The organism is Marinobacterium halophilum (assembly GCF_003014615.1).
Taxonomy (GTDB): Bacteria; Pseudomonadota; Gammaproteobacteria; order Pseudomonadales; family Balneatricaceae; genus Marinobacterium; species Marinobacterium halophilum.
The window spans coordinates 39,984-53,987 of sequence record NZ_PYGI01000026.1; the positions used below are offsets into that span (position 1 = coordinate 39,984).

Here is a 14,004-nt window from a genome sequence, read left to right on the forward strand (position 1 = left end):
TCGTTCCGGATATGCCTGAAACAAAAAATGGGCCTCTGAGGACCCATTTCTGACGTGGCACCTGGTGCCTGTAGATCATCTACGAAAAAGCCCCTTAATAGGGGCTTGATCGTAAAGAAAAGTGGTAGCGGGGGCTGGATTTGAACCAACGACCTTCGGGTTATGAGCCCGACGAGCTACCAGACTGCTCCACCCCGCATCAGAAACAGGTGCACATCATACACCACACCTGCTCTATTTACAAATGGTGCCGAAGGCCGGACTCGAACCGGCACGAGCATAGCTCACCACCCCCTCAAGATGGCGTGTCTACCAATTTCACCACTTCGGCTTAAACTTTTAAATCCGCTTACTCAGCAACCGGAATATCTGATGGCTGCTGAACTGCCTGACTGCTTTCAAGAGCGGGCAGGCCCTGCTGAATTTCAGCAGCAGATTCAATCACTTCTGCGGCCGGAATGCCAGCATCATTTACACTTTCTGCTTTCTGCTTGGCAAAAACAGCCAAACCAAAGCTGGTTGCAAACACACCTGCTGCCATAATAGCCGTCAGGCGACCAAGAAAGCTCTTGGAACCCTGACTACCAAATACGGTTTGTGATGCACCGCCACCGAATGCCGCACCTGCTTCAGCACCCTTGCCCTGCTGCAACAGCACCAGAGCAACAATCGCAGCAGCCAGCAACACATGAACGATCAGAACAATACTTTCCATCATCGACACCGTTTAGCCGGCGACTGCCGCAGCACGGCAGATCGCAATAAATTCCTGAGCCTTCAATGAAGCGCCACCTATAAGGCCGCCATCAATATCCGGCTGCGCAAAAAGCGCCTGTGCATTTCCGGCATTGACACTACCACCGTACAGAATACGTACAGTATCGGCGGTATCTGCTGCAAGGTCATACAAGGATACACGCAGCACCTTGTGGATCTCTTGCGCCTGCTCAGGTGATGCTGTTAAACCTGTACCAATAGCCCATACTGGCTCGTAAGCCACCACGACGCGAGCAATATTATCAGCACTCAAACCGCTCAGCGCCTGTTCAAGCTGATTGACAACAACCGCAGTCGCCTCACCCGATTCGCGCTGCTGTAGAGTTTCCCCTACGCACACTACCGGCAACAACCCCGCTTGCAATGCAGCCTGAACTTTTGCGGCTACATCCACATCAGCCTCACCAAAAATGGCTCGTCGCTCGGAGTGCCCCAGTATAACCAGACCACATCCACTATCGACCAACATTTCAGCTGACACTTCACCGGTATAGGCTCCGCTGGCATGTTGGCTCATGTTCTGAGCACCTACAGCAATTGCTGTTTCTGCCAGCTGTGTCGCCACTGCCTGTAAATATACAAATGGCGGGCACATGCCAATATCGACACTGCTGAAAGCCTCATCTTCAATACCGGAAGCAATCTGCTCAACCAGCTCGCTATTGCGGCTGCTTAAGCCATGCATCTTCCAGTTACCGATAACCAGTGCTTTACGCATCGATATCCCCTTATGAAAGAGGCGCATATAGTAGCCGAGCCCAAATCAGCTGGCAAGGGTCAACAGTGTTTTTTCAACATGCCCTGCCAACTCGGCACACAGCCTTTCCACTTCTTCCGCGCATTCGCCCTCTACCATCACTCGCACAACAGGCTCAGTCCCTGACGGACGCAGCAACACACGTCCGCGCTCGCCCAATGTTGCTTCTACGGCACGCACGGCAGCAACCACTTCGTCCTGCTGCATCGGATCCATTTTGCGCGGCATGGCCACATTGATCATGGTTTGCGGCATTTTTTGCATGCCCGATTTCAGACTATACAGGCTCTGCTCACACTCAATCATTGCCTTGAGCACCTGCAGCGCCGCTACCAGACCATCACCCGTTGTGGTCAAGTGCGCACAGACGATATGGCCCGAACTCTCTCCACCCAGAGTCCAGCCGTGCTGTTGCAGCTGCTCAATGACATAACGGTCACCGACATTGGCACGCACGAAGGGAATATCCCGCTGCTTGAGCGCCTGCTCCAAACCAAAATTCGACATCAGCGTGCCCACGACTCCGCCTTCAAATATCCCCTGCTTCTGCAGAGCAGAGGCCATAATGAACAGAATCTCATCACCATCCACGACCTCACCCTGATGATCAACCATCATCAAACGGTCGCCGTCACCATCCAGAGCAACACCCAGGTCCGCACGCTCCGCCAGCACCGCCTTCTGCAGCTGGGCAGGGTCGGTCGCGCCACAGGCGTCGTTGATATTGACACCATTCGGGGCGGAAGCAATCTCTATAACCTCAGCTCCCAGCTCTCGCAACACCTTTGGGGCTACGTGATAGGTCGCGCCGTTGGCACAATCCAGCACGATACGCAGCCCTCGCAGGCTGAAGCGACTGCTCAAGGTTCCCTTGCAGAATTCGATATATCGCCCAGCCGCATCTTCAACACGACGCGCCTTGCCCAACGCAGCAGAGGGCACGGTCGTCATCGCCAGGTCCATCTGCGCTTCGATGGCTTGCTCAATACTGTCAGGAAGCTTGGTACCGTCAGCGGAGAAGAATTTGATGCCGTTATCGGAATACACGTTATGTGACGCACTGATCACGATACCGGCGTTGGCACGAAAGGTACGCGTAAGATAGGCAATGGCCGGCGTGGGCATCGGGCCGGTCAACAGCACATCAACCCCTGCGGCCGACAACCCGGCTTCCAGCGCCGATTCGAACATGTAACCGGAAATACGCGTGTCCTTGCCGATCAGAATCTTGCTGCGCCCTTCCCGTGCAAATACACAACCGGCCGCCCAGCCAAGCTTGAGAACAAAATCGGGCGTGATCGGGAACTGCCCCACTTCGCCACGGATACCATCGGTACCAAAATACTTCCTGCTCACTTGTTACTCTCCTGCCGTTTCATTCATGACCGCTTCGGTCATTCGCACTACGTCCACGGTTGGCGCCACATCGTGAACACGGACAATCTTTGCACCCTTGCTGACTGCCAGCGCGACTGTGGCAAGACTACCATAGAGACGTTGATCCACAGGCTTGTTCAAGGTCATGCCAATCATCGATTTGCGCGACGTACCTACCAAAAGCGGTGTACCCAGCCCCTGCAGCCGGTCCATCCGGTTCAACAGTTCAAGGTTATGCTGCAATGTTTTACCGAATCCGAAACCGGGATCCAACAACAGGCGTTTACTCTCTATTCCTGCCTCGCGGCAGCGCTGCTGCTGAAACTGCAAAAAATGCTCCACCTCTTCGGTCACATCACGATAGCAGGGCTTAAGCTGCATCGTCGCTGGACTGCTCCCCTGCATATGCATGACACAGAGTGCCAAATCGGTTGATGCCGCGACGTCGAACGCTCCCGGTCGCGAGAATGAACGCACGTCATTCAGTAAGCCCGCACCGGCGTCGGCGGCGGCCTGCATCACTTCCGGTGCGCTGGTATCCACTGACAACACCACATCCAGCTCGCGACTCAGGCGTTCAACAACCGGGATGACACGCTCCAGCTCTTCTGCCACAGACACCGGCTCAGCACCTGGACGGGTGGACTCCCCACCGATATCAATCAGGGTTGCGCCTTCCCTTACCTGCTGCTCAGCCTTGCGGAGCGCCATCTCGACTGACAATTGACGATCACGGTAAACGCTGCCGCCGTCGGAAAAAGAATCCGGGGTAACATTCAAGATACCCATCACCTGCACTGTCGACAGATCAAGCTTACGTCCCGCACACTGCAATACCGTCATCGTCTCCCCTCTCCCGTTTTGAATCTACACACCCACAGACCGGCACATACAAAAAAGCCGGCCCCATGGCCGGCTTTATCATATCAGATCAACGCCGATCAGCGATCACCGTCAGGACGCTGCCAAGGATTGTTATCCTTGTCGTCGGTGTCATCAGCATCAGGTTTCTGCTTGTCCACCGAATCATCTGCGGGCGCATCATCCGCCGGAGCATCATCGGCAGCAGGTGCCTGCTGCTTCATCTCATGGGCATCACGCTCAGCCTGCTCTGCACGCTCCTGCGCTTCCACCCAACCTTCCGGCGGCGTCACATCCGTACGTTCCATCAACTGATCCAGCTGATCCGCACCAATGGTTTCATACTTCATCAACGCCTGTGCCATGGCATCCAGAATATCGCGGTTTTCATGCAGCAACTGCGATGCTTTCTGATAGCAGGTATTGATGATGTTACGCACTTCGGCATCAATACGTTTCTGCGTTTCTTCCGACATCGGCTTGGCACCCTGCCCCATGCCGCGGCCAAACGGGTCATCATCTTCGTCACCGTACAGCAACGGCCCCAGTTCATCACTGAGTCCCCACTTGGTCACCATGTTACGCGCCAGCATGGTCGCTTTCTGGATGTCATTGGAAGCACCGGTGGTGACACCATCCTTGCCCAGTGTCATCTCCTCAGCCAGGCGTCCGCCATACAGCGAGCAGATCTGCGAAATGATCCACTGGCGGCTATGGCTGTAGCGATCCTCTTCCGGCAGGAACATGGTCACACCCAACGCACGGCCACGCGGGATGATGGAGACCTTGTAGACTGGATCATGCTCCGGCATCAGACGACCGATAATCGCATGCCCGGCTTCATGGTAGGCCGTATTCAGGCGTTCCTTGTACGACATGACCATGGACTTGCGCTCCGCGCCCATCATGATCTTGTCCTTGGCCTGCTCGAACTGCTCCATGCCGACGGTACGACGACTGTTACGCGCTGCGAACAAGGCAGCCTCGTTCACCAGGTTGGCCAGGTCTGCACCGGAGAAACCGGGGGTGCCACGTGCAATCAACTCAGGCTTGACGTCATCGCCCAACGGCACTTTGCGCATGTGTACTTTCAGGATCTGCTCACGACCACGGATGTCAGGCAAGCCGACATGTACCTGGCGGTCGAAGCGACCCGGACGCAGCAGCGCCGGGTCCAGCACGTCAGGACGGTTGGTCGCCGCGATAACGATGACACCTTCCGTACCTTCAAAGCCATCCATCTCGACCAGCAACTGGTTCAGGGTCTGCTCACGCTCATCATTACCACCCCCCATGCCCACACCACGGTGGCGGCCAACGGCATCAATCTCGTCAATGAAGATGATGCAGGGCGCATGCTTCTTGGCCTGTTCGAACATGTCACGCACACGCGAGGCGCCCACACCCACGAACATTTCCACGAAGTCAGAACCGGAAATGCTGAAAAAGGGTACCCGTGCTTCGCCCGCAATCGCTTTCGCCAGCAGGGTCTTGCCCGTACCCGGTGAACCGGCCATCAGTACGCCGCGCGGAATATGCCCACCCAGGCGCTGAAATTTGCCTGGATCACGCAGATAATCAACCAGCTCCTTGACCTCTTCCTTGGCTTCTTCGACACCAGCCACGTCATCGAAGGTGGTCTTGACCTGGTCTTCGCTCATCATCCGCGCCTTCGACTTGCCAAACGACATGGGGCCGCCTTTGCCCCCCCCGCCGCCCTGCATCTGGCGCATGAAGAACATGAACACAGCGATGATCACCAGAATCGGGAAAGATGCCACCAGCAGCTGGGTCCAGATGCTCTGACGTTCAGGCTGTTTGCCCTCGATCACCACATTGTGCTGCAGCAAATCATCGATCAGCTTTGGATCCTGAACCGCCGGGCGCACGGTTTCAAAACGCTCACCATTGCTGCGCTGACCTACAATGGTAAAGCCTTCGATGGTGACCTTGGAGACCCGGTCAGCTTGCACCTCAGCCACAAAGTCGGAATAACTCAATTTGTTACTTTCGCTTTCGGCACTGAAATTGTTGAAGACGGTGAGCAGAACGGCTGCTATCACCAACCACAACACCAGATTTTTTGCCATATCGTTCAATGGACCACCCTCTGTTCACTCAATTCTGTCGGCCGCTCGAGATTGCCACTGTTACTGAATCAGCACCGCTTCGCAACCTGTTTTATAGTTGTACGCGCTCAAATGCACATCCGAGCAGGCTTTTCTGTAACGGCCCGTGCGATGACATTCGATCTGCATGATGCAAAAACGTTCCTTACAGCACACTATTAACGACTATCGGATACAATTGTACCTGACTGCTTGCTGCCTGCTGCTACTCAGCCCCGCAGGACTCAGGTAAAATAGCTGTTTATTTGACCAACGGGGTCATCCCCCATCAAGAGGCACCATATTCTAGTATGAGCTTGACGCCTGAGCAAAAGAAGCACTTCCGCACCCTTGGCCACAAACTGAACCCGATCGTCATGGTCGCCGGTAATGGCCTGACCGAAAACATCCAGCTGGAAGTAGACCGCGCACTTGAAGATCACGAGCTGATCAAAGTGAAATTCTCGGTCGGTGACCGCGCGATCAAGCGCGAGATGATCCGTCAGATGTGTGGCATCGTGGAAGCCGAACTGGTGCAGGAGATCGGTAATATCGCCCTGATCTACCGTGCGGCACGGAACCCGAACCCCAAGCTTTCCAACTTGATGCGCTAAGCATCAGACATAAAAAAACCGCCGACTGTGTTCGGCGGTTTTTTTTACGTACAAATCACTCAGAGGTGGCTGACCTTGCCAACCTCATACTCGGTCATGCCCGATGGCGTCTGCACAGCGGCAATATCACCCTCTTCCTTACCCACCAATGCTCGCGCAATCGGTGAATTGACGGAGATTTTACCCTGTTTGATGTCGGCCTCGTCATCACCCACGATCTGGTAACACACGGTCTCATCGGTGTCGATATTGATTAACTCGATGGTGGTCCCGAAAATCACCTTGCCTGTCGGCGGAATCGTGGTGACATCGATCACCAGCGCCTGTGACAGCTTGTACTCCAGCTCGCGGATACGCCCTTCGATGAAACCCTGCTGTTCACGCGCCGCGTGATACTCGGCATTCTCCTTGAGATCACCGTGTTCGCGTGCCTCAGCGATGGAAGCAATGACACGCGGGCGCTGGACCGACTTGAGGTCGGCCAGCTCTTCACGCAAACGCTGCTCACCCAGGACGGTCATGGGAACCCGCTTCATCCTACGACTCCTGCATGCAGATCCTGAAGACGGCGAACAGTCTTCTCTTCGCCATACTTGAGTGCTTCTGCCGTGGCAGCGGCACCCGCCAGCGTAGTGGTATAGGGAACTTTGTGCTGCAGTGCAGAACGACGAATTTCAGCTGAATCAGCAGTCGCCTTGCGGCCTTCGGTCGTGTTGATCACATAGCTGATTTCACTATTCTTGATCATATCCACGATGTTCGGTCGGCCTTCGGCAACCTTGTTCACCTTGGCAACGGTCAATCCCGCCTCTTCAAGCAGTGCAGCCGTACCGCTGGTAGCCACCAGGGTAAAGCCCAACTCAGCCAGATCTTTTGCGACCGGCACAACAGCAGCCTTGTCCACGTCACGCACAGAGATGAAAGCCTTACCACCGGCGGTCGGCATTTTCTCACCCGCGCCGATTTGCGCCTTCATGAACGCCTCACCAAATGTGGTGCCTGTGCCCATGACTTCACCGGTCGACTTCATTTCTGGGCCGAGAATCGGGTCAACACCCTGGAACTTGTTGAACGGGAAGACCGCTTCCTTGACGTTGAAGAACGTCGGGATGATCTCCTCGGTAAAGCCAAGCTCCTGCAGAGTCTTGCCGGTCATGACGCGTGCGGCAATTGCAGCCAACGAAACGCCGATGCACTTGGATACGAACGGCACGGTACGCGATGCACGCGGGTTAACCTCGATGACATAGGTTTCGCCATCCTGGTAGGCCAGCTGCACGTTCATCAGACCGATAACACCCAGTTCCAGTGCCATCTTGCGCACCATTTCACGCATTTCATCCTGCACATCCTTGGCCAGGCTGTACGGCGGCAGAGAGCAGGCTGAGTCACCGGAGTGAACACCCGCCTGTTCAATATGCTGCATGATGGCGCCAATCACGACGGTTTTACCATCGCTTACGGCATCGATATCCACTTCTACCGCTGCATTCAGGAAGTGATCCAGCAGTACCGGAGCGTCATTGGAAACCTGCACCGCCGTCGTCATGTAACGACGCAGCTCGTCTTCCTTGTAGACGATTTCCATCGCCCGACCACCCAGCACGTACGACGGACGTACCACCAGCGGGTATCCGATCTTGCCCGCTTCAACAATGGCCTCTTCCAGGCTGCGCACGGTTGCGTTTTCAGGCTGCTTCAAGCCCAGGCGCTTCAGCATCTGCTGGAACTGTTCGCGGTCTTCGGCACGGTCGATCGCTTCCGGGCTGGTACCGATAATCGGCACACCGGCCTGCTCCAATGCAACCGCCAGTTTCAGCGGCGTCTGGCCACCGTACTGTACGATCACACCTTTCGGCTTCTCAACGTGAACGATTTCGAGCACGTCTTCCAGCGTAATCGGTTCGAAGAACAGGCGATCAGAGGTGTCATAGTCGGTCGAAACCGTTTCCGGGTTACAGTTGACCATGATGGTTTCATAACCATCTTCTCGTGCAGCCAGAGCAGCATGTACACAGCAGTAGTCGAATTCGATACCCTGACCGATACGGTTCGGCCCACCACCGATAACCATGATTTTCTCACGGTCCGACGGGTTGGCTTCGCACTCTTCCTCATAGGTCGAGTACATGTACGCAGTATCTGTCGAGAATTCAGCGGCACAGGTATCTACGCGCTTGAACACCGGACGTACACCGAGATTCTGGCGGTGCTTGCGGAACTGCTTTTCAGACACGCCCAACAGGTGTGACAAGCGGGTATCGGAGAAGCCCTTGCGCTTGAGGCGGAAGATCTGATCCTTGTCCAGCTCACTCAATGCCGTTTCGGAGACACGCTGTTCGTCCTTGATCAAGTCTTCGATCTGGACCAGGAACCAGGGATCAACGCCGCTGAGCTTGTAGACTTCATCGACACTCATGCCGAGACGGAAAGCATCACCGATGTACCAGATACGCTGCGCGCCCGGCTGGGTCAGCTCGGTCACGATTTCATCACGTGCATCTTCGGCATTCAGATCAACAATCGGATCAAAGCCGGCAGCACCGACTTCCAGGCCGCGCAAGGCTTTCTGCAATGACTCCTGCTGCGAACGACCAATGGCCATCACTTCGCCTACAGACTTCATCTGTGTCGTCAGGCGGTCATTGGCCTGCGGGAACTTCTCGAAGGTGAAACGCGGAATCTTGGTAACGACATAGTCGATTGACGGTTCGAACGATGCCGGTGTCCGACCGCCCGTAATGTCATTCTGCAACTCGTCAAGGGTGTAACCCACGGCCAACTTGGCGGCGATCTTCGCGATCGGAAAACCGGTTGCCTTGGATGCCAGGGCCGATGAGCGCGACACTCGCGGGTTCATCTCGATGACTACGACACGCCCCGTCTCCGGATCCACACCGAACTGTACGTTGGAACCACCGGTTTCAACGCCGATCTCACGCAATACCGCGATCGATGCATTACGCATGATCTGGTATTCCTTGTCGGTCAAGGTCTGCGCCGGAGCCACGGTAATGGAATCACCGGTGTGAACACCCATGGCATCAAAGTTTTCGATCGCACACACGATGATGCAGTTGTCGTTCTTGTCACGAACAACCTCCATCTCGTACTCTTTCCAGCCGATCAGGGACTCATCAATCAACAGTTCGCTGGTCGGCGACAGGTCCAGACCACGCTCACAGATTTCGATGTACTCTTCGCGGTTGTAGGCGATACCGCCACCGGTTCCACCCATCGTGAAAGAAGGTCGGATGATCGCCGGATAGCCAATCGATTCCTGTACCTTGAATGCTTCTTCCATATTGTGGGCAATACCGGAACGCGGACACTCAAGACCGATGTTTTTCATCGCCTTGTCAAAGCGTTCGCGGTCTTCAGCCTTGTCGATCGCATCCTGGGTTGCACCGATCATTTCCACACCGAATTCGGCGAGAACACCTTCACGATCCAGATCGAGCGCACAGTTCAGCGCCGTCTGACCACCCATGGTGGGCAGCAGTGCATCCGGGCGTTCCTTTTCGATGATTTTGGCGACGGTCTTCCAGTTGATCGGCTCGATATAGGTCGCATCGGCCATGGCCGGGTCGGTCATGATGGTCGCCGGATTGGAATTGACCAGAATGACCCGGTATCCCTCTTCGCGCAGCGCCTTACACGCCTGAGCACCGGAATAGTCGAATTCACAGGCCTGTCCGATTACGATCGGGCCTGCACCTAGAATGAGAATACTGTTTATGTCCGTACGTTTTGGCATCTGTCTTAACCGGTCGTCTCTGTTGCTGTCACTGACTTGTCAGGGCGTATTCAGGCTTGCTGACGGGCTTGCATCTGTTCGATAAAGCGATCGAACAACGGCGCCACGTCATGCGGACCCGGGCTGGCTTCCGGATGACCCTGGAAGCTGAACGCAGATACATCTGTACGCTCTATACCCTGCAGTGAACCATCGAACAAGGATTTATGAGTAGCACGCAGGTTTGCCGGCAGAGAGGTCTCATCAACGGCAAAACCATGGTTCTGACTGGTGATCATTACGTTCTTGCGGCCAAGATCCTGCACTGGATGGTTGGCACCATGATGACCGAATTTCATCTTCACGGTTTGCGCACCCGAAGCAAGAGCCAGCAGCTGGTGACCCAGACAGATACCGAAAACCGGCACTGTGCTTTCCAGAATTTCACGGATTGCCGTAATGGCATAGTCGCAAGGCTCAGGATCACCCGGACCATTGGACAGGAAAACGCCATCCGGATTCAGGGCCAATACGTCAGCTGCCGGGGTCTGTGCCGGCACCACGGTCAGACGGCAGCCACGCTCAACCAGCATCCGCAGGATGTTGTGTTTCACGCCGTAGTCATATGCGACCACATGGAACGGCAGGTCGGCATCGTTTCTGTCTTCATGCCCGACACCCAGCTTCCATGTGGTAGAGCGCCACTCGTAACGTTCGGCCACACTGACTTCTTTCGCCAGATCCATGCCTTTCAGACCCGGGAATGCACGCGCAGCAGCCAGTGCGTTCTCTTCGCTCAGGTTATCGCCGGCCATGATGCAGCCGTTCTGGGCACCTTTTTCACGCAAAATACGCGTCAGACGGCGGGTGTCGATATCCGCAATCCCAACAATATTATTGGCTTTCAGGTACTGATCCAGTGTCTGCTCGGAGCGGAAATTGCTCGCAAGCAGGGGCAGGTCACGAATGACCAGACCGGCCGCCCAGGTACGGGTGGACTCTTCATCTTCTGTGTTCACACCGGTATTGCCGATGTGAGGATAGGTCAGGGTCACAATCTGGCGGCAGTAGGACGGATCTGTCAGGATTTCCTGATACCCGGTCATTGAGGTGTTGAAAACCACCTCGCCACTGGACTCACCATCGGCGCCAATTGCTATTCCCCTGAAAATGCTGCCGTCTTCAAGGGCTAGAATGGCTGGTCGCGTCAATTGAACCTCCCCGCGCATGCGCTGCATATACTGGACAGTTGGATAGGATACGTGCAAAAAAGCGAGGCAAAACTGGACGCTTACCTCGCTTCTATAAATCTGGCTGTTATTTGCCTGCATTCTTAGCAGGCTAAACCCCTCTATTCTAGACGATCACTTCCGCTGAGTCCATGCACACTCGCATCCCTCAATGTCACCGGCATGTCACAGAAAATTAATATCCTGTCGCCCAAAGATAACATTCCAAGCGAGTACCTGATGAAGATTTCCACACTGGCCCGACTATCTTCCCTCACCCTGCTTGCCATGCTCAGCGCACTTACTTTATCCGTCATCTGGTCGCTAACACGACTGGACGCGGCGTTTACCAATAACATCCAATATCACGAATATACGCTGCAGATACAAAAACATATTGAGCAACCGGCAAACCGATATATGAACTCCGGCGATACCACCGAGCTGACCACCATCGAGCAAGGCATTGAACAGGCATTGGCGCAGAATACTGCCAACCATTGGCTTGATGCCGACATCAGTCAGGAAATCGATGGGGCACTTAGCAGCATTCGCACAGAAGTTATCCCTCAGCTCAGATCTGCAGGCAAGCTAACCGATCCTCAAGCCCTTCTAGTCAATAATGAACGGGAACTGGCCTACAGCTTAAAGGGCCTTGCAGAATATGCAGCACAAGGCAGTCAACGCACGGAACGGCCGGGGTACCTCTCACTGAGCACCCGCTATTTCGAACACACTGCCGATCTGCTTGCAGCTCTTCACCATCTTACCTTACTGCGCCAACACTACTTCACCCAGCTGGATAACGACACAAGAGCCTCCATAGAACAGCATCTGAAACAGATGAAGGTTAGCGCTGACCAACTCCAGTCCTTGCAGCTTCTGGGAATCTACAAGGCCAGCGAGACAGACCCCATGGCCGAATTAATGGGCTGGGATACAGAACAAAGCCAGGTTGAACTGGGCGATGAGGCCCGTGCCCAGATCCATGACCTGATCAATCGCTACCCGAAAGAATTGGACAATGCTGGTAAGTTCAGTCAACTGAAGCTGCAAGGGCATGCGACAGCCAGCCGCCATATATTGATACTCAAGGAGAAACTCGACCGGATCGAGCAAATACTCAACAATAGCTATCAAACGATACTGGATAATACATATTGGATTCTGGGTGTATCCGTTATCCTGATTTTACTGACGGGCGCTTTAATGGGCGTATTACTTCATCGATTGGCCACCCTAATCAGCACTAGCTGTCGCTACATCAGCCAATTGGCTGCCGGTGACCTAAGTGCCACTATCTACTTCGATAGCCATTTCCACGAAGCCAATAGTCTGGACACAGCACTCAACCAGCTGCAATCGTATTTCAACCAATTGATCAACGAAATCAGCCAACAAACCGGCCTGTTGAACGCCTTACAGCTACGGGCAACACAAAGCTCGATGCGCCTGGAAAATGTCGTGCAACAACAGCAACAGCAAACCGCTGAGTCGGCAGAACAGATGCAACAACTTACCCGCTCCTATCAGGACATTGCTCTTAGTGCCAACAAAACCAGCGAGGCCACTCAACATGTACAACAACAGATGCAGCAGGGCCGCAAGTTGATGCTGGATACCAGCGAGTACGCTCGACAGCTCAATGATGAAACCGAGCGAACGGAAAGCAGCATCGAGCAAGTACGATTGGATGCTGTTGCTATCAGAGAAGTGCTGAATGTCATTCACGGCTTTGCTGAACAAACCAATTTGCTGGCACTGAATGCGGCCATAGAGGCGGCACGCGCAGGATCCGCCGGTCGAGGTTTCGCCGTCGTAGCCGATGAGGTACGTAATCTGGCCAACAATACGGCGCAATCCGCGGAACAAATACAAGCTCTTATCAACAAACTTGATAATGCCTCCCACACCGCAAGCACTTGTGTAAATCAGCAAAAGAAATTGGTAAAAACGACCGTCAAAGCCGTCGAGGACACGCGGGTATCCATGCACGAAATGGAACAAGCCGTATGTGATATATCCGATATGAATGCGATGATCGCTGCTACAACAGAGCAGCAATCACAGACGACTACTCAGATTCAAATAGCCATTGACCTGAGCGCGTCTTTGGCAGGAAATTCGGCAAGCGAAGCCAACGGCAACCGTCAACTTGCTGATGAAATCGCAACACTCAGCCGCATACTGCAAGAAGTAACTAGCCGTTTCCACTAATCACTCAACAAAAATAACAATAAAAATCAGCATGATAGTTGACAATAATGGCTCACAATGGAAAAATACCGTCTGTTTAGCCCAGATAGCTCAGTCGGTAGAGCAGGGGATTGAAAATCCCCGTGTCGGCGGTTCGATTCCGTCTCTGGGCACCAGAATTCCGAAGGCCTGCATGCAAATGCAGGCCTTTTTCGTTCATATCCCTTCTCATTAAGCACACCCAACGATATGGCCGCAATTGAACGCTACCGACAGCAGTACGGCATCGCCTGAGACAAAATAGGAATTTTTCCTATATACCCATGTCTTCAGGGTGGATATTATCCTG

The 14,004-nt window shown here is 54.2% G+C and carries 10 protein-coding genes and 3 tRNA genes; 3 read left to right on the forward strand and 10 right to left on the reverse strand.

The features are described from left to right. Positions 1 to 122: 122 nt before the first annotated feature. The 7 genes from CLV44_RS15800 to ftsH all read right to left on the reverse strand — a co-directional run bounded on the left by CLV44_RS15800 (position 123) and on the right by ftsH (position 5,862). Positions 123 to 199, reverse strand: a tRNA-Met gene (locus CLV44_RS15800). Positions 200 to 245: 46 nt separating this feature from the next. Further along, positions 246 to 331: transfer RNA gene (locus tag CLV44_RS15805), tRNA-Leu, on the reverse strand. A gap of 18 nt (positions 332 to 349) precedes the next feature. Beyond that, complete coding sequence (gene secG / locus CLV44_RS15810) at positions 350 to 715, reverse strand: preprotein translocase subunit SecG (RefSeq protein ID WP_211298165.1); 366 nt, start codon at positions 713 to 715, stop codon at positions 350 to 352. A 12-nt stretch (positions 716 to 727) separates the two neighbouring features. Next, entirely contained in the window at positions 728 to 1,495 is a 768-nt protein-coding gene (gene tpiA / locus CLV44_RS15815; RefSeq protein WP_106593091.1) for a triose-phosphate isomerase, read from the reverse strand. Positions 1,496 to 1,540: 45 nt separating this feature from the next. Beyond that, on the reverse strand, positions 1,541 to 2,890 hold the full coding sequence (gene glmM, locus CLV44_RS15820; RefSeq protein WP_106593092.1) for a phosphoglucosamine mutase: 1,350 nt from the start codon (positions 2,888 to 2,890) through the stop codon (positions 1,541 to 1,543). A gap of 3 nt (positions 2,891 to 2,893) precedes the next feature. Continuing rightward, positions 2,894 to 3,754 (reverse strand): dihydropteroate synthase, encoded by an 861-nt coding sequence (folP, locus tag CLV44_RS15825; protein ID WP_106593093.1) that lies wholly within the window; start codon positions 3,752 to 3,754, stop codon positions 2,894 to 2,896. Positions 3,755 to 3,852: 98 nt separating this feature from the next. Next, positions 3,853 to 5,862, reverse strand: coding sequence for an ATP-dependent zinc metalloprotease FtsH (ftsH, locus tag CLV44_RS15830; protein ID WP_211298166.1), 2,010 nt, complete (start codon positions 5,860 to 5,862; stop codon positions 3,853 to 3,855). A gap of 329 nt (positions 5,863 to 6,191) precedes the next feature. Between ftsH and CLV44_RS15835 the strand changes: the two genes are divergently transcribed. Next, positions 6,192 to 6,494 carry a YhbY family RNA-binding protein gene (locus CLV44_RS15835; RefSeq protein WP_106593095.1) on the forward strand — a complete coding sequence of 101 codons (303 nt, stop codon included), beginning with the start codon at positions 6,192 to 6,194 and terminating at the stop codon, positions 6,492 to 6,494. Between the two features lie 59 nt (positions 6,495 to 6,553). On the opposite strand, the gene greA is transcribed toward CLV44_RS15835, so the two are convergent. Genes greA through carA form a run of 3 tightly spaced genes read right to left on the reverse strand, consistent with a single transcriptional unit; the run spans position 6,554 to position 11,441 of the window. Beyond that, positions 6,554 to 7,030, reverse strand: coding sequence for a transcription elongation factor GreA (gene greA, locus CLV44_RS15840; protein ID WP_106593096.1), 477 nt, complete (start codon positions 7,028 to 7,030; stop codon positions 6,554 to 6,556). Then, complete coding sequence (gene carB, locus CLV44_RS15845) at positions 7,027 to 10,251, reverse strand: carbamoyl-phosphate synthase large subunit (RefSeq protein WP_106593097.1); 3,225 nt, start codon at positions 10,249 to 10,251, stop codon at positions 7,027 to 7,029. Before carB ends, greA begins: the two co-directional genes overlap by 4 nt. Before the next feature lie 50 nt (positions 10,252 to 10,301). Continuing rightward, positions 10,302 to 11,441, reverse strand: coding sequence for a glutamine-hydrolyzing carbamoyl-phosphate synthase small subunit (gene carA / locus CLV44_RS15850; RefSeq protein ID WP_106593101.1), 1,140 nt, complete (start codon positions 11,439 to 11,441; stop codon positions 10,302 to 10,304). Positions 11,442 to 11,642: 201 nt separating this feature from the next. Between carA and CLV44_RS15855 the strand changes: the two genes are divergently transcribed. After that, positions 11,643 to 13,676, forward strand: a complete 2,034-nt coding sequence (locus CLV44_RS15855) for a methyl-accepting chemotaxis protein (RefSeq protein ID WP_106593098.1) — start codon at positions 11,643 to 11,645, stop codon at positions 13,674 to 13,676. Between the two features lie 79 nt (positions 13,677 to 13,755). Next, positions 13,756 to 13,831: transfer RNA gene (locus CLV44_RS15860), tRNA-Phe, on the forward strand. The last annotated feature ends 173 nt before the right edge of the window (positions 13,832 to 14,004 follow it).

What these genes read in the sequence shown, in the direction of transcription:
- carB (WP_106593097.1), bottom strand. Translation starts at nt 10,251, where the DNA reads ATGCCAAAACGTACGGACATAAACAGTATTCTCATTCTAGGTGCAGGC.
- folP (WP_106593093.1), bottom strand. Translation starts at nt 3,754, where the DNA reads ATGACGGTATTGCAGTGTGCGGGACGTAAGCTTGATCTGTCGACAGTG.
- CLV44_RS15835 (WP_106593095.1), top strand. Translation starts at nt 6,192, where the DNA reads ATGAGCTTGACGCCTGAGCAAAAGAAGCACTTCCGCACCCTTGGCCAC.
- tpiA (WP_106593091.1), bottom strand. Translation starts at nt 1,495, where the DNA reads ATGCGTAAAGCACTGGTTATCGGTAACTGGAAGATGCATGGCTTAAGC.
- greA (WP_106593096.1), bottom strand. Translation starts at nt 7,030, where the DNA reads ATGAAGCGGGTTCCCATGACCGTCCTGGGTGAGCAGCGTTTGCGTGAA.
- CLV44_RS15855 (WP_106593098.1), top strand. Translation starts at nt 11,643, where the DNA reads ATGTCACAGAAAATTAATATCCTGTCGCCCAAAGATAACATTCCAAGC.
- secG (WP_211298165.1), bottom strand. Translation starts at nt 715, where the DNA reads ATGGAAAGTATTGTTCTGATCGTTCATGTGTTGCTGGCTGCTGCGATT.
- ftsH (WP_211298166.1), bottom strand. Translation starts at nt 5,862, where the DNA reads ATGGCAAAAAATCTGGTGTTGTGGTTGGTGATAGCAGCCGTTCTGCTC.